The organism is Achromobacter sp. SD115 (genome assembly GCF_017355315.1).
GTDB classification, from domain to species: Bacteria; Pseudomonadota; Gammaproteobacteria; order Burkholderiales; family Burkholderiaceae_B; genus Achromobacter; species Achromobacter xylosoxidans_B.
Genome location: NZ_JADIJM010000009.1, coordinates 146318 through 168051, shown reverse-complemented (window position 1 = coordinate 168051; position 21734 = coordinate 146318). Strand labels below are relative to the sequence as shown.

19 protein-coding genes are annotated in these 21734 nt (G+C 67.1%); 7 read left to right on the top strand and 12 right to left on the bottom strand.

What is annotated here, in order from left to right; genetic code table 11:
- Window position 1: 1 nt before the first annotated feature.
- The 3 genes from IPU70_RS15055 to IPU70_RS15045 form a co-directional block, all read right to left on the bottom strand.
- Window positions 2-961 (bottom strand): tripartite tricarboxylate transporter substrate binding protein, encoded by a 960-nt coding sequence (locus IPU70_RS15055; RefSeq protein ID WP_207468347.1) that lies wholly within the window; start codon window positions 959-961, stop codon window positions 2-4.
- An 82-nt stretch (window positions 962-1043) separates the two neighbouring features.
- On the bottom strand, window positions 1044-1844 hold the full coding sequence (locus tag IPU70_RS15050) for a class II aldolase/adducin family protein (protein WP_207468345.1): 801 nt from the start codon (window positions 1842-1844) through the stop codon (window positions 1044-1046).
- Window positions 1845-1951: 107 nt separating this feature from the next.
- On the bottom strand, window positions 1952-2878 hold the full coding sequence (locus IPU70_RS15045; protein WP_207468344.1) for a LysR family transcriptional regulator: 927 nt from the start codon (window positions 2876-2878) through the stop codon (window positions 1952-1954).
- Window positions 2879-3097: 219 nt separating this feature from the next.
- Between IPU70_RS15045 and IPU70_RS15040 the strand changes: the two genes are divergently transcribed.
- The 5 genes from IPU70_RS15040 (at window position 3098) to IPU70_RS15020 (ending at window position 9080) form a co-directional block, all read left to right on the top strand.
- Window positions 3098-4396: an imelysin family protein gene (locus IPU70_RS15040; RefSeq protein WP_013395185.1), complete on the top strand. Its 1299-nt coding sequence runs from the start codon at window positions 3098-3100 to the stop codon at window positions 4394-4396.
- Complete coding sequence (locus tag IPU70_RS15035; protein ID WP_207468342.1) at window positions 4393-5901, top strand: di-heme oxidoredictase family protein; 1509 nt, start codon at window positions 4393-4395, stop codon at window positions 5899-5901. Before IPU70_RS15040 ends, IPU70_RS15035 begins: the two co-directional genes overlap by 4 nt.
- Window positions 5901-6989: an imelysin family protein gene (locus tag IPU70_RS15030; RefSeq protein ID WP_207468341.1), complete on the top strand. Its 1089-nt coding sequence runs from the start codon at window positions 5901-5903 to the stop codon at window positions 6987-6989. The genes IPU70_RS15035 and IPU70_RS15030 overlap by 1 nt, the downstream gene beginning before the upstream one ends.
- Window positions 6979-8094 (top strand): DUF1513 domain-containing protein, encoded by a 1116-nt coding sequence (locus tag IPU70_RS15025; RefSeq protein WP_207468339.1) that lies wholly within the window; start codon window positions 6979-6981, stop codon window positions 8092-8094. The genes IPU70_RS15030 and IPU70_RS15025 overlap by 11 nt, the downstream gene beginning before the upstream one ends.
- 152 nt (window positions 8095-8246) lie before the next feature.
- Window positions 8247-9080, top strand: coding sequence for a mechanosensitive ion channel family protein (locus tag IPU70_RS15020; RefSeq protein WP_207468337.1), 834 nt, complete (start codon window positions 8247-8249; stop codon window positions 9078-9080).
- A 74-nt stretch (window positions 9081-9154) separates the two neighbouring features.
- Here IPU70_RS15020 and IPU70_RS15015 read toward each other — a convergent pair whose 3' ends face one another.
- Window positions 9155-9916 carry an IclR family transcriptional regulator gene (locus IPU70_RS15015; protein ID WP_013395180.1) on the bottom strand — a complete coding sequence of 254 codons (762 nt, stop codon included), beginning with the start codon at window positions 9914-9916 and terminating at the stop codon, window positions 9155-9157.
- 159 nt (window positions 9917-10075) lie between these two features.
- Between IPU70_RS15015 and IPU70_RS15010 the strand changes: the two genes are divergently transcribed.
- Window positions 10076-11065 carry a tripartite tricarboxylate transporter substrate binding protein gene (locus IPU70_RS15010; RefSeq protein ID WP_207468336.1) on the top strand — a complete coding sequence of 330 codons (990 nt, stop codon included), beginning with the start codon at window positions 10076-10078 and terminating at the stop codon, window positions 11063-11065.
- A 64-nt stretch (window positions 11066-11129) separates the two neighbouring features.
- Here the strand turns inward: IPU70_RS15010 and IPU70_RS15005 are convergent, their stop codons facing one another.
- Entirely contained in the window at window positions 11130-11921 is a 792-nt protein-coding gene (locus IPU70_RS15005; RefSeq protein ID WP_207468334.1) for an RNA methyltransferase, read from the bottom strand.
- A gap of 131 nt (window positions 11922-12052) precedes the next feature.
- Between IPU70_RS15005 and IPU70_RS15000 the strand changes: the two genes are divergently transcribed.
- Complete coding sequence (locus IPU70_RS15000; protein WP_013395177.1) at window positions 12053-12838, top strand: inositol monophosphatase family protein; 786 nt, start codon at window positions 12053-12055, stop codon at window positions 12836-12838.
- A 67-nt stretch (window positions 12839-12905) separates the two neighbouring features.
- Here the strand turns inward: IPU70_RS15000 and IPU70_RS14995 are convergent, their stop codons facing one another.
- From IPU70_RS14995 to IPU70_RS14965, 7 genes are read right to left on the bottom strand one after another with little or no spacing between them, the layout of a single operon-like run.
- Window positions 12906-13904, bottom strand: coding sequence for an FAD:protein FMN transferase (locus IPU70_RS14995; RefSeq protein WP_207468332.1), 999 nt, complete (start codon window positions 13902-13904; stop codon window positions 12906-12908).
- Between the two features lie 25 nt (window positions 13905-13929).
- The gene (locus IPU70_RS14990) at window positions 13930-14430 is read right to left on the bottom strand and encodes a nitrous oxide reductase accessory protein NosL (RefSeq protein ID WP_207468330.1); all 501 of its coding nucleotides are present in this window, start codon (window positions 14428-14430) and stop codon (window positions 13930-13932) included.
- Window positions 14427-15257: an ABC transporter permease gene (locus tag IPU70_RS14985; RefSeq protein ID WP_207468328.1), complete on the bottom strand. Its 831-nt coding sequence runs from the start codon at window positions 15255-15257 to the stop codon at window positions 14427-14429. Before IPU70_RS14985 ends, IPU70_RS14990 begins: the two co-directional genes overlap by 4 nt.
- Entirely contained in the window at window positions 15254-16156 is a 903-nt protein-coding gene (locus IPU70_RS14980) for an ABC transporter ATP-binding protein (RefSeq protein WP_207468327.1), read from the bottom strand. Before IPU70_RS14980 ends, IPU70_RS14985 begins: the two co-directional genes overlap by 4 nt.
- Window positions 16153-17448: a nitrous oxide reductase family maturation protein NosD gene (locus tag IPU70_RS14975; RefSeq protein ID WP_207468326.1), complete on the bottom strand. Its 1296-nt coding sequence runs from the start codon at window positions 17446-17448 to the stop codon at window positions 16153-16155. Before IPU70_RS14975 ends, IPU70_RS14980 begins: the two co-directional genes overlap by 4 nt.
- Before the next feature lie 5 nt (window positions 17449-17453).
- Window positions 17454-19370 carry a TAT-dependent nitrous-oxide reductase gene (gene nosZ / locus IPU70_RS14970; RefSeq protein WP_207468325.1) on the bottom strand — a complete coding sequence of 639 codons (1917 nt, stop codon included), beginning with the start codon at window positions 19368-19370 and terminating at the stop codon, window positions 17454-17456.
- Window positions 19371-19422: 52 nt separating this feature from the next.
- Window positions 19423-21684 carry a NosR/NirI family protein gene (locus IPU70_RS14965; protein WP_242702508.1) on the bottom strand — a complete coding sequence of 754 codons (2262 nt, stop codon included), beginning with the start codon at window positions 21682-21684 and terminating at the stop codon, window positions 19423-19425.
- Between the last annotated feature and the right edge of the window lie 50 nt (window positions 21685-21734).

The window sequence follows — 21734 nt, the reverse complement described above, 5'->3', positions numbered from 1 at the left end:
TTCAATGCGCTTCGGGGGCGAACTTGCGCACCAGCACCGCCCACTTGTCGTGTTCGCGCTTGATGAAGGCGCCGAATTGCGCGGGCGTGCCGCCAACCGGCTCGGCGCCTTCGCGCAGCATCTGTTCGTTGAGCGCCGGCAATGCCGCATTGACCTCGCGGTTGACGACCTCCACCACCTGCTGCGGCGTACCCTTGGGCGCGAAGAAGCCGAACCAGGAACCGGCGTCAAAGCCCGGGTAGCCTGATTCCGCGATGGTGGGCAGTTCCGGAAGGGTGGCGGAGCGCTGCGCGGTGCTGACCGCCAACGCGCGCAGCTTGCCGGAACGGATATGTCCTATCACCGACGGAATGGTGGCGAACATGAAGTCGATGCGCCCGGCCAGCAGGTCGTTGACCGCGTCCGCGCCCTTGTAGGGCACGTGCGTGGCGTTGACGCCCAGCTCGTCCATCAGCATGTAGCTCGACAGATGCGAGGACGTGCCCACGCCGGTGGAGCTGTAGTTGAGCTGGCGCGCGCTCTTGACGTACTTCAGGAAGCCCTGGATGTCCTTGGCGGGGGAGGAGGGCGGCACCACCAGCACATTGGGCACGGTGGCGATCTGCACCATGGGGATCAGATCGGTCAGCGGACTGTAGGGCAGCTTGTTCAGCGAGGGATTGACGGCGATGGGACCCACGGAATTGACGATCAGGGTGTGGCCGTCGGCCGGGGCGCGCACCACGAACTCCGTGCCGATGTTGCCGCCCGCGCCCGGCTTGTTCTCGACCACGAAGGGCTGGCCCAGCTTCTGCGTCAGGGTATTGGTGACGCTGCGCGTGAGGGTGTCGGTGGTGCCGCCGGGCGAGAATGCCACGATGACCTTCACCGGCCGGTCGGGATAGTCCGCGGCCGCGGCCGGCGCCAGCGTACAGACGCCAGCCAGCGCTGCGGAAGCGAGCAGGGCTCGTGCAGTGTTCATGATGTCTCCTCGCGTGGGTATGGTGGTGTTTTCGATGGCGCCGTGCCGCCACGCCGGCCGGCGCCTGCAAAATCGAAAAAACTCAGTCGCGATAGCTGGGGTCCAGCCGGTCCAGCTTGCGCAGCAGGGCGGGCCACTCCATCACGCCATAGGGCCGGCGCGTGCCGGGCTGATAGTTGTTCCAGGTTTCCTGCAGCACCGACGCGGCCACGGGTTGCAGCCGCGCGCCCGTCGCCATGGCCGCCAACTGGGAGCGGCAGGCCAGCTCCAGGCGGTGCATCCAGTTGAAGGCTTCGCCCACGGTGCGGCCCACGGTGAGGGCGCCGTGGTTGCGCAGGATCAGCGCTTCGCCCTGGCCCAGGTCTGCCAGCAGCGAGGCTTGTTCCTCGACGCCGAGCACCACGCCCTGGTAGTCGTGGTAACCGATCTTCAGGAAGCGCATGGCGGTCTGGGTCAGCGGCAGCAGCCCGCATTCGAGCGAGGACACGGCCATCGACGCCCAGCTATGGGTATGGATCACGCAATCCACTTCATGGCGGTGCGCATGCACCGCGCTGTGGATCACATAGCCGGCCTTGTTGATGCCGTAGTCCAGCTCGCCGAAATCGGGCCGCGCCAGGATGCTGCCGTCCAGGTCCACCTTGATCAGGCTGGAGGCCGTGATCTCCTCGTACATCATGCCGTAGGGGTTGATCAGGAAGGCGTTGTCTTCGCCCGGCACGCGCGTCGAGATGTGGTTGGCCATCATGTCGGCCATGCCGTAGATCTCGACCAGGCGGTAGCAGGCTGCGAGGTCGACGCGGGCCTTCCATTCCGCCTCGGTGCAATGCGGACGCATCGAGGCTATGCGCAGGCGTCCGCCGGCTTGGGTGTCAGTGGTCATCGGAATTCGTGAAGCTCCATTGCCGCCGCACCATGCCACGGCATCCATGCGTGGCAATTTATCTGCGGAGCCGGGCAGGGCCTAGCCATGGCCCCGGCATGGGGGCATCACGAATCGAGAAGGGTTGCGCCGGGCCAGCCGCCGTTGCGCACCAGGGCGCGCATCACGTCCAGCAGCACCACGCGCGCGGCCAATGCTGCCGGCGACAGTTCTTCGTCGTTGATGCAATAGACCAGGTTGCGGCGGAACAGGAAGGGATCGTCGATGGGATGCATGCTCAGCAGCCCGGATTCGACCCGGGCCACGGCCGCGCCGGGCTGGATGGTGGCCAGCGGATTGGCCTGCACCAGATCCATCAGCGTGGTCAGCCCGTCGACTTCGACGCCGATCCAGGGCTCCACGCCGGCACGTTCGAAGGCGGCTTCGACCCAGGCGCGCAGGCCATGGGCCTTGCTGGTCACGGCCTGCGGCAGGCTGCCCAACTGCGCCATGGTGACGGGCTCCCCGTCGGGCAGCGCAACCATGCCGCGCCGGGCCAGCAGGAACAATCTTTCGTCCAGCACCGGGATGGCGCTGCGGCCCTGGCTGCTGTCGTTCTGGAACAGCACGGCCAGGTCGAGCCGCCGCCCCGTGAGCAGTTCGCCCAGGTTGCCCGACAGGCCCTCGACCAGATGCAGCCGCACGTTCGGATAGCGCTCGGCCATGGCGGCGTAGAACGGCCGGGCCAGCACCGATGCGGTGGTGGGTGCGAAGCCGACGCTGACCATGCCGGCCAGCCGCGCCTCGCGCGCTGCGGCGATCGCGTTTTCCGCATGCCGCAGCGTCAGCTGCGCCTGGCGCAGGAAGGCCGTGCCGGCCGGTGTCGGCACCACGCCCCGCGGCGTGCGCACCAGCAGCCGCGTGGCCAGTTCGCTCTCCAGGCGGCTGATCTGCTGGCTGAGCGCCGAGGCGACCACCTCCAGCTCGCGCGCCGCGCGGCCGATGCTGCCCAGTTCTGCGACGCGGACGAAGTAGCGGAGTTGGCGGAGTTCCATGGCGGGAGGCTGGGTGGAGTTGGGGATAGTAGTCGCTGCGGATGCGCGCGCGCCGCTTTGCCGTCTCGGGGAAAACCTGTCTGCCGGTTCAAAGAAATGTCAGGTATCTGACTTTATTCTGAACACCAAACGAAAATTGTTTACACTCTCATCCTCAAAATTCGAGGTTGAGCGGGCCGCCGTGGGGGCGGTTGCCGTTCGAGTTACGGGAGAAAGTCGATGCGCAAGTTGCTGTTGGGAGCGGTGTTGGCCGCCGCGGTGTTCGGGGGGACGGCCCAGGCCGCGGTGGAACCCAAGGCCGTGGTCGCCACGTATTCGGATCTGGCGCTGGCCGGCTACGAAGATTCGCTGACCTCCGCCAAGACTCTGCGCACCGCCATCGACGCCCTGATCGCCAAGCCCAGCGCCGAAACGCTGAAGGCCGCGCGCGAAGCCTGGCTGGCGGCCCGCGTGCCGTACCAGCAGACCGAGGCCTATCGCTTCGGCAACCCCATCGTCGACGACTGGGAAGGCCGCGTCAATGCCTGGCCGCTGGATGAAGGCCTGATCGACTACGTGGATGCGTCCTACGGCACTGAGAACGACGAGAACGCCTACTACGCCGTCAACGTCATCGCCAACTCCAAGATCTCGGTGGGCGGCAAGACCGTCGACGTCAGCAAGATCACCCCCAAACTGCTGTCCGAGATTCTGCACGAGGCCGACGGCAACGAGGCCAACGTCGCCACGGGCTACCACGCCATCGAATTCCTGCTGTGGGGGCAGGACCTGAACGGCACCGGCCCCGCGCCGGCCGACCGCAAGGGCACGCCGCAGGAACGCCATGCCGGCAACCGCCCGCACACCGACTTCGATACCAAGCAATGCACGGGCGGCCACTGCGAGCGTCGCGTCGAATTCCTGAAGGCCGTGACCGATCTGCTGGTGACGGACCTGGAAGAGATGGTCGGCAACTGGAAGAAGGACGGCGCCGCGCGCAAGGCCGTCGAGGAAGATCCGAAGGCAGGCCTGATCGCCATGCTGACCGGGCTGGGCAGCCTGTCCTACGGCGAACTGGCCGGCGAACGCATGAAGCTGGGCCTGATGCTGCATGATCCCGAGGAAGAGCACGACTGCTTCTCGGACAACACGCACAACTCGCACTACTACGACCAGATTGGCATCCGCAACGTCTACCTGGGCGCTTACACCCGCATCGACGGCAAGACCGTCAAGGGCGCCAGCCTGTCGGAACTGGTCAAGGCGCGCGATCCCAAGCTGGATGCCGAGGTGCGCGCCAAGCTGGACGCCACCGTGGCCGCCATGCAGGCGATGAAGACGCGCGCCGAAACGGTCGAAACCTATGACCAGATGATTTCGGACGGCAACAAGGAAGGCAACGCCGTGGTGCAGGCTGCCATCGACCGCCTGGTCGATCAGACCCGCAGCCTGGAGCGCGTGATTGCCCTGCTGGACCTGGGCAAGGTCGCTATCGAAGGTTCCGACAGCCTGGATAAACCTGACGCCGTATTCAAGTGAAACTCGTTTTAGCCGCCGTACTGGCGGCGTCGGCCCATGCCGGCGCCGCCGCCGCTCCAAGCGGGCGCGACGACCTCACGCCCGAGGATCTCAAACGCGTGACCGCCATCACCGCGCCCACTCGGGACTTTTCGAAGGTGGAAACCTTCGAGACCATGCAGGCCGGCGCCACTACCACCAACAAGCTCATCAACGCCGACATCTTTTCGCAGCCGTCGGCCAACATGAGCTTCGAGGGGCGCCAGGAATTCCAGGTCGGCAACGGCCTGTTCCGCAAGGACTGGGTCTCGGCGCCTGCCTCCACCCAGGCCTCGGACGGCCTGGGGCCGCTGTTCAACGCACGTTCCTGCCAGGCCTGTCACACCAAGGACGGACGCGGCACGGTGCCGGGTTTCGATCCCCTGGAGCGCACCGATGCGGTGGCGTTGCTGCTGCGCCTGGCGGTGCCGCAAGGCCCTGACCGCGGCCACCCCAAGCTGGCCCCGGGTGAGATCGCGGCCCTGCCAGAACCCGTGTACGGCGTGCAATTGCAGAACTTCGCGGTCGCGGGCCTGCCGGCCGAAGGCCGCATGGAGATCGAATACCAGCCGGTCCCGGTCGCGCTCAACGGCGGCGAAACCGTCACCCTGATGAAGCCCGCCTACCGCATCGAGAACCTGGGCTATGGTCCGATGCGCGCGGACACGCAGATCTCGCCGCGCCTGGCGCCGCCCATGATCGGCCTGGGCCTGCTGGAATCCATCCACCAGGCCGACATCCTGGCCAATGTGGGCGCGGACAAGCGCGATGGCATCGTCGGCAAGGCCAACTGGGTCACCGACGTGCGCACCGGCGCGCGCGTGCTGGGCCGCTTCAACCTGAAGGCCGGGCAACCCACGGTGGAGCAGCAGAGCGCTGCCGCCTTCTCCAACGACATGGGGCTGTCGACGCCCTTGTTCCCCAAGCATTCCGGCGACTGCACGCCCTCGCAGAAGCAGTGCCTGGACATGCCGCACGGCGCGCAGCCGCGCTTTGGTGCGGAAGAAGTGCCGGCCAAGCTGATGGACTTCGTCACCATCTATTCCACCAACCTGGCCGTGCCACAGCGGCGCGACGCCGACGATGCGCGCGTGCTGGCTGGCAAGAAGCTGTTCTACGAAGCCAATTGCGTCGCCTGCCACGTGCCCAAGTACGTCACCAGCCGCAACGCCAAGCAGCCCGAACACCGCTTCCAGCTGATCTGGCCGTACACCGACATGCTGGTGCACGACATGGGCGAGGACCTGGCCGACGGCGTGTCCGACGGCGAAGCCAATGGCCGCGAATGGCGCACGCCGCCGCTGTGGGGCATAGGCCTGACCAAGACCGTGAATCCCAACGCGACCTGGCTGCACGACGGGCGCGCGCGCACCTTGCTGGAAGCCGTGCTGTGGCATGGCGGCGAGGCCAAGCCCGCGCGTGACCGCGTGGTGGCGATGACGCCCGAAGAACGCGCCGATCTCATCCGTTTCCTGGAGTCGCTGTGATGGCCGCAATAGCCCCGCGTGTATTGAAACTGGCCGCGGCTGCGGCGCTGGGCGGCATCACGTCCTGGGCTGTGCAGGCCGCGCCGCCCGCGGATCTGGGCGAGCGCCTGGCGCGTGATTACGCGCGACCGGCGGTAGCGAAAATGGCGGACGCGGCCTTGGCGCTGGATGGCGCATTGGGCGGCTGGTGCGCGCAGCCCGGCGCGGCCAACGCGGCGCGCGTCAAGCAGGCGTTCGAGAACCTGGCGCTGGCCTGGTCCGGCATCGAGTTCCTGCGCTTCGGCCCGCTGGTGCAGGCCAACCGCTACGAGCGCCTGGCCTTCTGGCCCGATACGCGCGGCGTCATGCCCAAGCAGGTGCAGGCGCTGATCGCCGCCCAGGATGGCGCCTTGCTCGTGCCCGGCGCCCTGGCGGGACGCAGCGTGGCCGTGCAAGGCCTGCCCGCGTTGGAATACGTGCTGTACGGCGAGCCGGCCTTGCTGCGGCAAGACGGCGGGCAGAACTTCGCCTACGCCTGCGATTACGCCCGGGCGGTGACCGCCAACGTCAGGCAGATCACGCGCGACGTGGCCCAGGCCTGGAGCGCCGAGGGCGATTTTGGCCGGCAGTTCGCGCAACCCCAGGCCGGCAACGACTTGTACCGCGACCAGCAGGAGGTGGCGGCCGAAGCGATGAAGTCCCTTTCCACCGGGCTGCAGTTCGCGCGCGACGTGAAGATCCTGCCCGTGCTGGGCGATACGCCCGAAGCGGCGCGGCCCAAGCGCGCCGCATTCTGGCGTAGCCAACTGTCCACGCGCCTGCTGGCGGCCAACCTGGACGGGCTGCAGGCCTTCTACCAGGCGGGCGCCTATGCGCTGCCCAAGGGCGACGCCTGGATGGCCGAGTCCGTGCGCGGCGAGCTGGCCAGTGCGGCGCGTACGCTGCAAGCCGTGCCGGTTCCGCTGGAGCAGGCGCTGGTGCAGGAGGAAGGGCGTCGTCAGCTGACCCTGGCGGCGTTGACCCTGAAGAACGCCAAGGCCATCGTCGATGAGAATCTGGCGCCGGCCCTGGGCGTCACGATCGGATTCAACGCGCTCGATGGCGATTGACCGGCGCCGCTTCCTGTCGCTCGCGGCGGCGATGGGCCTGGCGCCCGCGGCCGCGCTGGCGGCTGCTCCCAAGGACGGCGAAGTCCTGTACCTGAGCGCGCGCAAGCGCGGCGGGCGCGATGAAACCGCGCTGCTGGACGAGGCTGGACACGATAGGCTGGTGGTGCCCATGCCCGCGCGCGGGCACAGCTTCGCCATCGATGCCGCGGGGGAAAGGGCAGTCGTCTTCGGCCGTCAGCCGGGCTTCTTCGCGCTGGCTTTCTCCTTGCGCGGCGGCGAGCCGCAGGCTTTGCCCATGCACGAGGAACGTCACTTCTTCGGCCACGGCGCCTACATGGACGGCGGCCGGCTGCTGGCCGCCACCGAAAACGATTTTGAAGCGGGCCGGGGCGTGCTGGGCCTGTACGACGCCTCGCCCGGCGGCGCCTACCGCCGTATCGGCGAGTTCGACAGCGGCGGCATCGGTCCGCATGAAGTGGTGCTGATGCCCGACGGCAAGACGCTGTGCGTCGCCAACGGCGGCATCCTGACGCATCCCGATTACGGCAAGCTGGAACTGAATCTGGACACGATGCGGCCCTCGCTGGCCTACATCGACGCGGCCAGCGGCGAACTGCTTGAGAAAGTGGAGCTGGATTCCTCCTTGCACCGCCTATCCATCCGCCACCTGGCGCTGGCCGCCGACGGCAGCGTCTGGTTCGGCTGCCAGTACATGGGTCCGGCCTCCGACCGGCCGGCGCTGGTGGGGCGGCACCGGCGCGGCGCGCGGCTGGAACTGTTCGAAGGGCCCGCGCAGGCGCTGCGGCAGATGCGCAACTACGTCGGCTCGGTGGCGGTGGACGCGGCCGGCGCCGTGGTCGCGACCTCCAGTCCGGTGGGCGGACAGGTGATCTACTGGGACGCGGCCAGCGGCCGTTGCCTGGGCACGACCGAACTGGCGGACGGCTGTGGCGTGGCGCCGGCGGCCGGCGAGGGCTTCCTGCTGAGCAGCGGCCTGGGGGCGATGCTGCGCATCGACGCCTCGGGCGCGGAAAAAACCGTGCTGGCGCCGTCGCGCGAGGTGTCCTGGGACAATCATTTCCGCAAGATCCCGGCGCGGGCTTGATCCGCCGTGCTTACAAAGCTTGACACAACAGGGCCGCGATGCGGCCCTGATCGCAAGCGCCATCTGATAAAGTTTTCGGCTGCTTTTTTCAGGCCGCAAGGCGCCCGCTGCCGGGCTGCTCTCGCGGCCTCAACTTTTCCGCAGGAGTATCCATGGAAGAAGCCTTGAAAGAATTTAACGCCTGGGCTCCCAAGCTGGTGGACCTGGGCCTCAATCTGGCGGTTGCGCTGCTGATCCTCATCATCGGCTGGTGGGTGTCGTCCCTGCTGGGCAGCTGGGTACGCCGCGCCGCGACGCGCTCCAGGAAGATCGATCCCACCATCGTGCCCATGTTCTACAGCACGGTGGTCTGGACGGTGCGCATCTTCACTGTCATCGCGGTGCTGGCGCGCTTCGGTGTGCAGACGGCCAGCCTGATCGCCGTGCTGGGCGCCGCCGGCCTGGCCGTGGGCCTGGCCTTGCAAGGCACGCTGCAGAACATCGCCGCCGGCATCATGCTGCTGATCCTGCGCCCGATACGCGCCGGCGAATACGTGGCGCTAAGCACGGGCGTGGACGGCACGGTGGAAGAGGTCGGCCTGTTCCTGACGCGCCTGGTCCAGGTCGACGGCATCCATCTGACCTTGCCCAACAGCACGGTGTGGAACGCCACCATCACCAACTACAGCCGCAACAAGACGCGCCGCCTGGATATCCCGGTGCCGGTGCGCTATGGCGACAATCTGGAAGTCGTGGTGGCCAAGCTGCGCGCCATCGTGGATGCCCGCCCGGAAACGCTGAAGGATCCTGAACCGCTGGTGAAGGTGGTCGACTACAAGGAAAACGGCGTGGTCGTGAACGTGCGCGTCTGGACCGAATCAGCCAAGTATTGGGACCTGCGCTGGGGCCTGTACCAGGACATCCGCAAGTCGTTGGAAGACGCGGGCTTCCAGCCGCCGATTCCCATGCGCGAGATCCAGAACGCCAAGCCCGGAGCGGCGGCCTGAAGCGGGCCGATCTCTGCTGGAATGACAACGGGCGCCTTCTGGGCGCCCGTTTTTTTTGCTGGCTGCAGCAGGCTTCAAGCCTGCATCGACAGGCGAGCCAGCTCGGTCTTGATCCAGCCGGCGATTTCGCGCTGGCGCTGGGCCGGCATGCGGTCGATGATGGCCGTGACGCTGACCGCCAGGATCGGCGCGCCCTGCGCGTCCAGCAGCGCGCAGCCCACGCCCAGCGCGCCGCGCACCGCGTGGTTGCCCACCACGGAATAGCCGCGGGCGCGGGTGTTTTCGATCAGGCGGAACATTTCCTGCGGCGTCATGCCGCCATATTCATCCAGCCGGCCGGAGTTGCGCTCGACGATGCCGCGCGCGATGTCGTCGGGCAGGGCGGCCAGCAAGGCCATGCCGCCCGAGCCCACGCCCAGCGGCTGGCGCTTGCCGGCATAGGTGGCCAGGATCTGCACCGGATAGCTGCCGATCTCGCGATGCAGGCTGATGGAGTCGTCCTCTTCGCGCACGACCAGGAATACCGCGTCGCCGGTGCGGTCAGCCAGACGGCGCAGCACGGGCAGCAACTGGCGCACGCGCGGATCGCGCGAGCGCGTGTCCGGGTCCACCGCCAGTTGGGCGCGGTACTTCTTGGTGCCAGTCACGGCCAGCACCAGCCCGGCGTCGAGCAGGGCGGCCAGCAGGCGGTAGATGGTGGGACGCTGTATGCCCGTGAGACGGGCGATATCGGTCACGCTCAGGCCATCGGGGCCCTGGTCCCGCAGGGCGGCCAGGACGGCCAATCCGCGCCGCAATGTGCGTGGACCTGCGGCCCCAGCGTCGCTATCTTGCATGAAAATCTCTGAAAACTCGGGTTATTACGGAATGTTCAAGGGAAAACCACTGTCCGTGCCGTGGACTCTACCTTGATGCAGTGCATGTGTATAGCTCAGAATGCAGCATCGAACAATTCAAATCGTCCACTCAGTGGACAGTACCTGCACGGAGACTCTATGACTACAGGTCAAAAGCCTGGACTGCGGCGTATCGCCGCCACCCTTCTGGCTACCGCCGCAAGCGCATTCGCGATGGGTTCCGCCCATGCCGCCTATCCCGACAAGCCCGTCCGCATCGTGGTCGGTTTTTCCGCTGGTGGCACCACTGACGTAATCGCCCGCATCATGGCCAAGGAACTGACCGAAAGCCTCGGCCAGTCCTTCGTGGTCGAGAACAAGCCGGGCGCCGGCAGCAACATCGCCACCGACCAGGTGAAGCGCGCGGAACCCGACGGCTACACGCTGCTGTTCGTGGCCGTGACCAGCGCCATCAACCAGACGCTGTACAAGAACGTCAATTTCGACCTGACCAAGGATTTCACGCCGGTGGCGCTGGGCGCCAAGGTGCCGAACATTCTGGTGGTGAACCCGCAAGTGCCCGTGAAGTCGGTGCAGGAACTGGTGGACTACGCCAAGAAGAATCCCGGTAAGCTGGCATTCGCCTCGTCCGGCAGCGGCACCTCCATCCACATGGCGGGCGAACTCTTCAAGATGCAAACCGGCATCGACGTGCTGCACGTGCCCTACAAGGGCAGCGCGCCGGCCGTGACCGACCTGATCGGCGGCCAGGTGCAGTTCATGTTCGACAACATGCCGTCGGCCTGGCCCCACGTGCAGTCGGGCAAGCTGCGCGCCCTCGCCGTGACCACCACGGAACGCTCCAAGAGCGCTCCTGACGTGCCGACGATGAAGGAATCCGGTTTCGCCAACTTCGACGTGTCCTCGTGGTTCGGCCTGATCGCGCCTGCCGGCACCCCGCCGGAAGTCGTGAACAAGCTCAACGCGGCCATGGTCAAGGCGCTGGACAAGCCCGAAGTGCAGCTCAGCTTCGAGAAGCTGGGCGCCGTGGGCGTGAAGACCACGCCGGCCGAATTCGGCCAGTTCATCAAGTCGGAAGTGGAAGGCTGGGCCCCGGTGGTCAAGGCCTCGGGCGCCAAGGTGGACTGATTTTCGATTTCCGGGCGGCGCGCCGCCCGGTAAACCTTGCTAGGGGACAGGCGTGAGCCTGCCCCTATTTTTTTGCCCCGCCGTTGCGGCGCGCCGTGGCCAGCATGGCGGTGCAGACCCCGCGCATCATGTCCACTTCGTCGCGGCTCAGCGCGTGGCGCGAGAACAAGTGCCGCATGCGCGGCATCAGCTTCTTGGGGTGGGCGGGATCCAGGAACTGCACGCCGATCAGCGCCTCTTCCCAGTGCGCCAGGAACGCCTGTACGGCTTCGCTGGAGGCAGGGGCCGCGCCACGCGGCGCTTCTTGCGCGGTGGAGGCGGGCAGCAGCGCCGCGCCCTGATCCACCAGCAGCGCGTAGCGCAGCTCCCAGGCGGCCAGCTGCAGGGCCTGGGCCACGTTCAGCGAGCTGTACTCGGGATTGGCCGGAATGTGGCAGATGCGCTGGCACAGCGCGATCTGGGCATTGGTGAGGCCGGCGCGTTCGGTGCCCAGCACCACGGCGGCGACGCCCTCCGCCGTCTCGCCCAGATGGGCGCGGGCCAGCTCGGCCGCCTGGCGGATGTCGCAAGGCGGCGGCCCCAGGTCGCGCACCCGGGCGGTCAGCGCGAAAGCCATGGTGACCGGTGCCAGCGCTTCTTCCAGCGAGTCGTGGATCCGGGCGTTTTCCAGCACGTCCAGGGCGCCGCTGGCGAGCGCCACGGCCTCCGGTTGGCTTGTTACATCTGGAAATTTAGGCTCGACCAGCACCAGTTCGGAGAAGCCCATCGTCTTGATGGCGCGGGCCGCCGAACCCACGTTTCCGGGGTGGCTGGGGTTCACCATAATGAAGCGAACGCGTGAAAATGCTTGAGTCATTTAAAATGGCACGTTTGGCTTAGTGCCTTCCTGGTTTTTTGGGTCGATTTCCCCTATGGGGGACTGCGGCGGACCGGGGGGCGGCAAGCGGCCTACCATCAAGCCAACTCATCGCATTCGTACGGAATTTTATGCACCCGATGCTCAACATCGCCATCAAGGCGGCCCGGCGTGCCGGCACCATTATCAACCGTGCCAGCATGGATTTGGAACGACTCAGCGTGGCTCGCAAGGGGCCGCGGGATTATGTCACGGAAGTCGATCGCGCCGCCGAGGAGTCGATCGTCGAGACGCTGCGCGCGGCTTACCCGGACCACGCCGTCCTGGGCGAGGAATTCGGCCTGCAAGGCCCCGATCAGGCCGAGTTCCAGTGGATCATCGATCCCCTGGACGGCACCACGAACTTCATCCACGGCCTGCCCAACTACGCCGTGTCCATCGCGCTGACGCACCGCGGCCAGGTCACGCAGGCGGTCATCTATGACCCGACCCGCAACGAACTGTTCACGGCCAGCCGTGGCAGCGGCACCTTCCTGAACGACCGCCGCGTGCGCGTCTCGGGCCGCACCCGCTACCACGAGGCCCTGCTGGGCGCGCACTGGCCCAACTCCGGTGATCCGGAACAAGGCTCGGCGCGCTTCCGCCAGATGGCCGAAGGCAGCACCGGCGTGCGCCGCCTGGGCTCCACCGTGCTGGACCTGGCCTACGTGGCCTGCGGCCGCCTGGACGGCTTCTGCGGCGTGGGCCTGAAGGCCTGGGACCTGGCCGCGGGCAGCCTGATGGTGCTGGAAGCCGGCGGCCTGGTCGCCGACTTCGACGGCGAGCAAGGCTGGATGGACACCGGCAACGTGCTGGCCGCCAGCCCCAAGATCTTCACGCAGATGCTGTCCTCGCTGAATCCGCCTTCGGCGGCTTGAGGCCGGGCGGCTCCGCCTGAAAGAAAAAAACCGGCCCGATGGCCGGTTTTTCATGCGCGCTGGAAGTTCAGCTTATCTGGCCTTGCGGCATCACTCTCCCATCCAGCAGCACGAACCAAGCGCGCAATCCCAGCTCCCGCACCACCTCCTGCGTCGCCTCCAGCGGCATGTGCGAGAAAGCCGTCGACAGCGCGTCCGCCATGGTTGCGCACGGCGCCATGACGGAGACGCTCAGATACCGCGGCCGCGCGTGGCCCGTGCGCGGATCGAGCAGATGGGTGTACTGGCCCGCGGCATCGATGGCGGTGCCATAGCCGCCGGAAGTCGCCAGGGCCTGGTTCCCCATGCTGGCGCTGGCGAGCAGGCGCGCCGGGTCGCGCGGGTCGGCAATGCCGACCTTCCACGGCTGCGGCGCGGCGCGGCTGTCCAGCCCCTGTATTTCGCCCATGTCCACCAGCGCCCGTTCCAGCCCGCCGCGTTTGAGCAGGTCGGTGACGCGGTCGGTGATGTAGCCCTGGGCGATGCCGTTGAGCGTGATGCCCATGCCGGGCCGCAGCATTTCGATGCGGTTGCTGTCCAGCATCACGTCGGCATGGGACACGCGCGACAGCGCCTGCGCCACGGCCTCGGGCGGCGGGCCGTCCGGAGAGGCGCCAGGCTGCGAGAAGTGGTCGGCATACAGCTGCCATAGCGGCTGCACGGTGGGGTCGAACATGCCTGCGGTCAGCTCGCTGTAGCGCCGGCTTTCGCTCAAGAGCCGCAGCAGATCGGCCGGTGGATTTTCCAGGAAGCCCTGGCGGTTCAGGATCGAGAGCGCGCTGTCGTCGCGATACAGGCTGAAGATCGCCTCGAGCCGCCGCAGTTCCTGCAGGGACTGCGCGATCAGGCGCTGGGCAACCGCTGTGTCGGGATGGTAGAGGCGCAGTTCGGCATCGGCGCCCAGCGCCGTGCCTTGCCAGGTGACGGGGGCGACCGAGGCGGCGGCGCGGCGCGCGGCGACGGGGGCGAGCGCCAGCGCGCTGGCTGCGGCGGCGATGCCGATGAAACGGCGGCGGGTGTGGTTCATGGCGATAGGCCTGTGGGGGCGCGGACTATTGGGCGAAGACATAGCTTTCCGGCACGTCGGCAAAGGTGACGACGCGGCCGCCGTGGGCGTCGGCGAAAGCCTGGGCGCGGTCGCGCTGCGAGAACGGGATGGCGTCTTCAGCGCCCATGCCGCCGATGTAGCGGCCTTCGATGACGTAGTACGCCTGGCGCGCGTCGATCCAGGCGGCCGGGTCCGGCGCGCCGCCTGCGCCCGCGGTGGACATGTCGTTGACGTAGATGGCGCTGATGCCTTTGGGTTCTTCAGGCAGCAGGGTGTAGGCGAACACCTGCTTGATCGAGGAGAACCATACCGGCGCCGCCTGCCCCTTGATGAAAATCTGCCCCTTGGGGCCGTTGTGTTCGTTGAGCGCCATGCCGCAGTAGTGGCCGACGGACTCCGTGCTCACGGCTTGGGGCGGGGGCGCGGTTTCGGGAGCGGCGCCGCTGCCGCAGCCCGCGGCGAGCAGCAGGATGGAAATGGCCAGGGCGAGTTGCAAGCGTTTCATAGCGGCTTGTTCCTGAAGGCCGCCGTCGCCAGCAGGAACGGCACGGCGATCCACAGCAGCAGTGCCGCGATCAGCGCGGCAATGGGCAGGCTGGCCTGGTCGCTGACGCCCGCCATGCCGGCGTACAGCGAAATGTTCTCGAAGCCTGTCAGGTTCAGCAGGCGATATACGTCCGAGGGATTGAGCAGCAGCAGCACGTTGAGCAGGCCGGGGCTGACGTGGCGGCCCTGGTCGGCCGCCAGCACGCCCAGCAGCGCCATGTCGTAGATCACCACGAAGAACAGCCAGACGCCGACCGCGATGCCGGCCGCGGTAGCTCGCTCGCGCACCAGCGAACTGATCAGATAGCCCATGGCCAGGAAGCTGGCGCCCAGCAGCACGCTGGCTCCGATCAGCAGCGCGAAAGGCTGCCAGGCGCTGGCGTCCAGGCCGCCATAGGCCCATTGCAGCGCCAGGCCGGCCGAGCCGTAGCCCGCGCCCGTGGCCAGCGCCAGGATGGCCAGGTGGCCGATGAACTTGCCGATCAGCACCTGCCAGCGCGACACCGGATAGCTGAGCAGCAGCGCCATCGTGCCCCGGTCGACTTCGCCGACCACGGCGTCATAGGCCAGCAGCATGGCGATGAGCGGCACCAGGAAGATCGACAGGCTGGACAGGCTGACCACGGTGACGGTCAGCGGTTCGGCCTTGACCGTGCCGGTGGGCGAGCTGCCCAGCAGCCCCAGCGCCAACGCCAGCGCGGCCAGCAGCAGGGCGGTCGCCAGTACCCAGCGGTTGCGCAGGCCGTCGCGGATTTCCTTGCCGATGATGGTGCATACCGCATTCATACGTCTTCCCGTTCAAGCAGATGTGCATAGATGTCGTCCAGGCCCGGGACCTGGATGTCGAGGTCGGCAATGGTGGACGACAGCGCGCCTATGCCGCGGATCGCGTCGACCTTCCCGTTTTCCTGGCAGGCCAGCTCGAAGCGTCCGGCCTCGATGCGGCGCCAATCGCCGCCGGGCGGCGGCGCGTCGGCGTCGGCGAATGTCAGGCGGATGCGGATGGGCAGCCCGGTGGAACGCCGCAGCGCCGACATCGCGCCGTCGGCGATCTTCCTGCCCGCCTTCATCACGACGATGCGGTCCGCATGGCCTGCCAGTTCGGACAGAGCATGGGTGCTCAGCAATATCGTGGCGCCAGCGGCGCGCAGCTCATGGACGATGTCGTAGAACATCAGGCGCGAGGCCGGGTCCAGGCCCGTCGTGGGCTCGTCGAACAGCAGCACCCGGGGCTGGCCCAGCAGCGCCTGGGCCAGCGCCAGCCGCTGCCGCATGCCCTTGGAGTAGCCGCCGACGCGGCGGCGCGCAGCGCCCGAGATGCCGACCTTCTCCAGCAGCGCGGCATTGCCGGACAGGGGCTGGCGCTTGAGCCTGGCGTAGAACGCCAGGGTTTCCTCGCCGGTCATGGAGGGATGCAGCGCCACGGTTTCGGGCAGGTAGCCGATCCTGCCGCGCAGGCGCGCGGCGGCCGGGCTGTGGGCGTCCTGGCCGAAGATTGCGACGCGGCCGCGGGTGGGGCGTATCAGCCCCAGGATGAGTTTGATCATCGTGCTCTTGCCGGCGCCGTTGTGTCCGGCGAGCGCGACGCATTCGCCTTCGCGCAGTTGCAGATCCAGGCCGTCGATGGCCTGGTGCGCGCCATAGTGCTTGCTGACGCCGGTAAGCGCCACAAGGTCGGTGCTCATGGTGATTCCTTGGAGCTTGCGGTGGGCGGGGGCTGCATCAGCGGGGCGCTGTCGATCACGCCGCCGGGCAGGATGGCGGGAAACTGCGACTGCGCCCAGCGCACGATGGAAATCGAGGGACTGTTCAACAGGATGCGGGCCGCCGGCGCGCGCCACAGCAGCTGGTCGACCACATCGTTCGGCCGGTAAGCGGTGTCGGCGATGCCGTCGCCGTCCAGGTCGAAGGCGGTGTTGTCGCTCCAGTAGTTGCCGCGGCCGTCGACCGACCAGTCCAGCGTCCGGGTGCCGACGTACTTCACCTGGTTGCGGTTGTTGATGAAGGCGTTGCCGGAGATCCGGTTGCCTTCCGATCCGGCGGTGAAATGCACGCCGATGTCGCAGTTGGAAAAATGGTTGTCCAGAAAGGTGTTGCGGTTGGCGTTGTAGATGAACACGCATTTGCCGGCGCGGTCCACCGTGTTGTTGGCGATGGTGGAATGGTTGGCGTAGTTCAGCATCAGGCCTTGCTCATGGCTGTCGAGCGCGACGTTGTCGCGCACCACCAGCCGGTGCGAATACATGATGGCGTAGGCGATGTCGGTGCCGGTCGAGACGTTGCCGCTGATCTCGCTATCGTTGGTGTACATGTAGTGCACCGCGTAGCGCAGATCGTGGAAGCGGTTGCCGCTGAAGGTGTTGAGCTTGCTGGTATTGACGAAGATGCCGTCGCGCCCAGCCGAGATGTCGTTGTCCAGCACGCGCGTGCCGGGCGTGTTCCAGAGCGTCACGCCGTTGCCTCTTTCAGCTACGCGCAGCTCCTTGTTGCCCACGATGCGGTTGCCGCGGACGGTCGCGTCCGCGGGGCCCCAGACGTGCACGCCCACGAGGTTGTCCAGGATGTCGTTGCGCTCCACCAGCGCGCGGTGCGCTTCGCGGTCCAGGAAGATGCCCGCGTCCATGTCGGACAGGCTCAGGCCGGAACGCGTGACGGTCAGGTTGCGCAGGGACACGTCCGCCGCCTGGACCCAGACAGTGCGCCCCTGGCGCGTGCCGGCGATGATGGCCGAGCGGTCCGCCGGGCCTTCCAGCGTCAGCGGCTTGTCGATGACGAGGGCGCCGGCATAGGAGCCCGGCGCCAGTTTCAGCACGTCGCCGGCCTGGGCGGCGGCGACGGCCGCCGCCAGGTCCGCGCCGGCGGCGATCTCGAGCGTCGCCGCAGCCGCCGCGCCCGGCAGCGCCAGCCCGGCGGCCGCCAGCAGCACGGCGCGGGCGGCCTGGCCTGCGCGCATCGTCAAGGTTGCGGCGAGCTGCATAAGCGCTACACGGCCTTCTTGGGATGCACGACCATCTGGCCGGACATCTCCATGTGCAGCGCGTGGCAGAACCACTGGCAGTAGTACCAGTACACGCCCAGACGGTCCGCCGTGAAGGTGACCGAGGCGGTAGCCTGCGGTCCGATTTCCATGGCGATGCCGTGGCCTTCCAGCGTGAAACCGTGCGTCAGGTCCTCGATCACCTCCATGTTCGTGACCACCACGGTGACCTCGTCGCCCTGGTTGACCTCGAACTTCTTGATGCTGAACATGGGCGCGACCGCCATCATGTACACGCGCACCTTGTTGCCGTCGCGCACCACCTTGGCCGCATCGTCCAGCGACACGCCGTCCTTCTTGGCCATCTGGCGGGCGTCTTCCCACATGGGGTCGTCGCGCTTCCAGACGCTGATGGGATGGACCTTGGAGCGGTGCACCAGGCACATGTCATGCGGCTCGGCGAAGCTGGGGCCGTCATGCACCAGCTTCATTTCGTCGCCCGAAATGTCGATGAGCTGGTCGTTCTCGGGCTTGAGCGGGCCGACGTTCAGGAAGCGGTCCTTGGAGAACTTGTTCAGCGACACCAGCCACTTGCCGTCGGCCTCGCGGGTTTCGCCCATGGTCGAATGGTTATGGCCGGGCTGGTAGTGCACGTCCAGCTTCTGGATGATCGGGTCGACCTTCTCGCCCTTGTAGGCGCGCTTGGCCTTGTCAATGTTCCACTTGACCATCTGGCTGTCGATGAACAGCGTGGTGTAGGCGTTGCCGCGGCCGTCGAATGCCGTGTGCAGCGGGCCCAGGCCCAGCTGGGGTTCGGCCACCACGCAATCGCGCGGCTTGATCTTGTCGTCGAACAGGTCGTCCAGCGTGCGCACGTCCAGCACCGTGACGGTGGGCGAGAGCTTGCCGTTCAGCACCAGGTGGATGCCGTCGGGCGCGGCGTTGCAGCCGTGCGGCGAGTTCGGCACCGGAATGTAGCGGGTGTACTTGGAACCGTGGCGCCCATCGATCACCGGCACGCCGCCCATGGTCTTGAAGTCGCCGTTCTTGACGGCTTCTTCGATGCGCTTGATATTGAAAACCACGACCCAATCCTGCTCGTTGGCCGAGGCTTCTTCCACCGTGACGCCTTTCTCCGAGTTGTAGCAGGTGGAGAACGAGTACTTGCCCTGGTAGTCGGCGTCGCCGTTGTCCAGGTTGCCGTCGACCAGCACCTGCCAGGCGACCTTCATGGTGTCGCCGTCCAGCGCGGTGTAGATGGCGAAGAAGTTCTTCTTGGGATCGTCCGTCACCTTGCCGTCGTTGGGCAGGGGGATGATGTGCTCGCCGTTGGCGAACACATAGCCCGTGCGCGGGTAGCGCTGCGGCCGCAGGCCGTGCACGCCGGACACGTTGGGCAGTTCGGTGATCTTGTCCGTCTTCATCACATCCAGGCGGATGCGGGCGACGCGGTTGTTGGCCTTGTCGTTGATGTACAGATAGCGGCCGTCGTAGGTGCGGTCGGTGAACGAGAGATGCGGGTGGTGGGCGTCGCCGTTGATGAACACGCCGCCCTTGTCCTTCAGGTACTCGCGCGTCTCGGGGGTGAGTCCTTCGGTCAGGATCTTGCGGCTTTCGTTGGTGCGGCCCCAGCCGGTGGCGCTGCAATGGTTGAAGACCGGTATGCGGACCAGTTCGCGCATGGACGGCAGGCCCAGCACGCGGACCTCGCCCGATTGGCCGCTGGAATTGAAAGCGTAGTATTCGTCCAGCTCGCCCGGGGCGACATGGCCCAGCACGCCATTGGCGCCGCCCTTGGCGTCCTTGCCGTGGGCAGTGGAGATCTGCGCGCCCGCCACCAGGCCTGCGGCGCCCGTGATGGCTGCGGTTCCGAGGAAGCTGCGGCGGGTGAGGCCGGCCTTGTCGGGGTTCTTGTCGGACATGGATAACTCCTTGGTAGGGACGGCGCCGGGCGCCGCTGTGCGGAAAGTGGGTTCAGGCGCCGGGTTCGCTGTTCGGGTTCGGCGCGCGGTGCATGACGATGACTTGCTCGGCTGGTTCGGCCGCCGGTGCGCGGCGGCGCTCCCGCTTGGCTTTCTTCTGGATCAGGTGCGGACACTTCTGTTCGTGGTGATAGAGCATCTGGCAGTGCAGGCACTGGATGCATTCGTTCGGATTGATCTCGCCGGTGGGATCGATCGCCTGCACCGGACATTCGAGATTGCAGCGCTGACAGGGGTTGCCGCAGTCGCGGTAGCGGCGCAGCCAGTTGAAGATGCGCAGGCGGGCGGGGATGGCCAGCGCGGCCCCCAGCGGACAGAGGTAGCGGCAGAAGAAGCGCTCCACGAACAGGCCGGCGGCCAGCAGCGCCACGGCGAACGCGACGAACGGCCAGTAGCGCATGAAGCGCAGGATGATCGCGGTCTTGAACGGTTCGACTTCGGACAGCTGCTCGGCCAGCGCCAGGTCGTACAGCGAAAAGCCGAACAGCAGCAGGAAGATCACATACTTCAGGGTCGACAGGCGCTGGTTCACGCCGTGGCTGATCTTGAGCTGGCGCACGCCCAGGCGGCGGGCGATGCGGTTGGTGAGTTCCTGCAGGGCGCCGAAGGGGCACAGCCAGCCGCAGAAGGCGCCGCGGTTCCAGAACACCATGGAGATGGCGGTGGCGCACCACAGGATGAACACCAGCGGGTCCATCAGGAAGTATTCCCAGCGGAAGTCGCTGCGCAGCGCCGAGAAGAAAGTCAGCACGTTGACGATGGACAGCTGGGCCTGGCCGTACCAGCCGATCCAGAACAGCGCGAACGCCAGGAATGCCAGCCGCAGGCGGTCATGCAGCAGGGGGCGGCTGGTCAATTGGTCCTGGAAGAAAAAGATACCCACCAGCACCAGCAGCGCCACGGTCAGAACCGCGACCTGTCCGGCCTTGCCATGCCATATCTGTTTCCACAGCGCGGGCGCTGGTTCCTCAGCCTGGGTCGGGACGGCTGCGGCGGGAGTCGGGGGAGCCGCGGACGCTTGCGCGCCAGCGGCCGGACGGGTGTAGGCCGCCGGCAGTTCATAGCCCAGGTCGAACGTCACGAAGGCCTTGTCGCTGACGCTGAGCACGCGCTGCACCATGAGCTGCAGGCGCCAGGGCGCGACCGGATCCAGCGCGGCGTCCTCGGGCACCACGAACAGCGCCACTTCGCGGAACGCCGGCGCGCCCTGCGCGGCTACGTCGGCCAAGCGCTGGTGGTTGCGGTCGCGGAAGCGGAAGCTGCCTTCGTCCTGGATGATCTCGATGCGGTCGAAGATGCCGCCGCGCACATAGCCCGACCCCTTGAACGAGTAGGCGCCGTTGCCGGCCACCAGCACGGCCTGCTGGCCGGGCTTGAGCCTTTCCTTCAGGCGCTGCCATTCCGTGTCGCCCAGCAGGCTGCGGCCGATCGCAGGCACGCTGACCAGCGCGGCGTACAGGTCGATGAAGCCGTCCGCGTCCGCGCTGCCCTCGGCGCTTGCCGCGCTGGTTGCCGCATCGTTCCTGCCGGATTCGCGGAACGCCCGGTTCACGTCCTCCGGGCTCAGCCGCAGGTTGCGCACCGCCTTGGCCTCCAGCAGGTCCTGCCAGGATTGGACGGCATCGCGCGTTTCGTCCACCACGCGGGCCGCGGCGGGCGCGGCCTGCTGCGCCGGGGCGGCAGTCTTGTCGATGCCGTAGGCGCGGGCCACGGCGATGGCCGAGCGCGTAATGCTGTCGCCGATCACCATCAGGGTGACGGTCGCGCCGCTGATGATGTCCACCGGCGGCGGCGCGCCATGGCGGGGAGGGGAGTCCACGAAGTTCAGCCCGACATAGCCGCTGATGAAATGGTCGACCTTGGACTGCGGAATGCCGATGAGCACGATGGGCTCGTGGTGTTCCACCAGCCGGGCGCCGACAATGCGCCCGTCGTTCGCCAGGCCGACCAGCACGTCGATGGGCTTGCTGGAGTAACCGCGCGTGTTGACGACATCAGAAGTCAGATAGACCACGCCCAGCTGGCGCGCGCCCGCATAGACCTTGGCGGCCATGGGTTTGCCGGCGGGCGGGTCGGCGCGGTCCGCGCCGGGGAAGATCTGTCCGATCGGGGTGCCGCCCAGGAAGTCGGGCAGGCGCTGGGCCTGCGCGGTGGTGGCGGCCTGCGCGCATAGCAGCAGCAAGGCCAGCAGAACCGCATGAATGAACCAGGTGTACCGCTTGATCCCACGCCCCGCCGCTATGCTGCCTTGCATTTTCGGACTCTGCTGATTGTGTTTGTTTGCAGGCATGCTAAGAACATGCG

What these genes read in the sequence shown, in the direction of transcription:
- IPU70_RS14965 (WP_242702508.1), bottom strand. Translation starts at nt 21,684, where the DNA reads ATGCAAGGCAGCATAGCGGCGGGGCGTGGGATCAAGCGGTACACCTGG.
- IPU70_RS15000 (WP_013395177.1), top strand. Translation starts at nt 12,053, where the DNA reads ATGCACCCGATGCTCAACATCGCCATCAAGGCGGCCCGGCGTGCCGGC.
- nosZ (WP_207468325.1), bottom strand. Translation starts at nt 19,370, where the DNA reads ATGTCCGACAAGAACCCCGACAAGGCCGGCCTCACCCGCCGCAGCTTC.
- IPU70_RS15050 (WP_207468345.1), bottom strand. Translation starts at nt 1,844, where the DNA reads ATGACCACTGACACCCAAGCCGGCGGACGCCTGCGCATAGCCTCGATG.
- IPU70_RS15025 (WP_207468339.1), top strand. Translation starts at nt 6,979, where the DNA reads ATGGCGATTGACCGGCGCCGCTTCCTGTCGCTCGCGGCGGCGATGGGC.
- IPU70_RS15045 (WP_207468344.1), bottom strand. Translation starts at nt 2,878, where the DNA reads ATGGAACTCCGCCAACTCCGCTACTTCGTCCGCGTCGCAGAACTGGGC.
- IPU70_RS15005 (WP_207468334.1), bottom strand. Translation starts at nt 11,921, where the DNA reads ATGACTCAAGCATTTTCACGCGTTCGCTTCATTATGGTGAACCCCAGC.
- IPU70_RS15040 (WP_013395185.1), top strand. Translation starts at nt 3,098, where the DNA reads ATGCGCAAGTTGCTGTTGGGAGCGGTGTTGGCCGCCGCGGTGTTCGGG.
- IPU70_RS15010 (WP_207468336.1), top strand. Translation starts at nt 10,076, where the DNA reads ATGACTACAGGTCAAAAGCCTGGACTGCGGCGTATCGCCGCCACCCTT.
- IPU70_RS14985 (WP_207468328.1), bottom strand. Translation starts at nt 15,257, where the DNA reads ATGAATGCGGTATGCACCATCATCGGCAAGGAAATCCGCGACGGCCTG.
- IPU70_RS14975 (WP_207468326.1), bottom strand. Translation starts at nt 17,448, where the DNA reads ATGCAGCTCGCCGCAACCTTGACGATGCGCGCAGGCCAGGCCGCCCGC.
- IPU70_RS15020 (WP_207468337.1), top strand. Translation starts at nt 8,247, where the DNA reads ATGGAAGAAGCCTTGAAAGAATTTAACGCCTGGGCTCCCAAGCTGGTG.
- IPU70_RS15030 (WP_207468341.1), top strand. Translation starts at nt 5,901, where the DNA reads ATGGCCGCAATAGCCCCGCGTGTATTGAAACTGGCCGCGGCTGCGGCG.
- IPU70_RS15055 (WP_207468347.1), bottom strand. Translation starts at nt 961, where the DNA reads ATGAACACTGCACGAGCCCTGCTCGCTTCCGCAGCGCTGGCTGGCGTC.
- IPU70_RS14990 (WP_207468330.1), bottom strand. Translation starts at nt 14,430, where the DNA reads ATGAAACGCTTGCAACTCGCCCTGGCCATTTCCATCCTGCTGCTCGCC.
- IPU70_RS14980 (WP_207468327.1), bottom strand. Translation starts at nt 16,156, where the DNA reads ATGAGCACCGACCTTGTGGCGCTTACCGGCGTCAGCAAGCACTATGGC.
- IPU70_RS14995 (WP_207468332.1), bottom strand. Translation starts at nt 13,904, where the DNA reads ATGAACCACACCCGCCGCCGTTTCATCGGCATCGCCGCCGCAGCCAGC.
- IPU70_RS15015 (WP_013395180.1), bottom strand. Translation starts at nt 9,916, where the DNA reads ATGCAAGATAGCGACGCTGGGGCCGCAGGTCCACGCACATTGCGGCGC.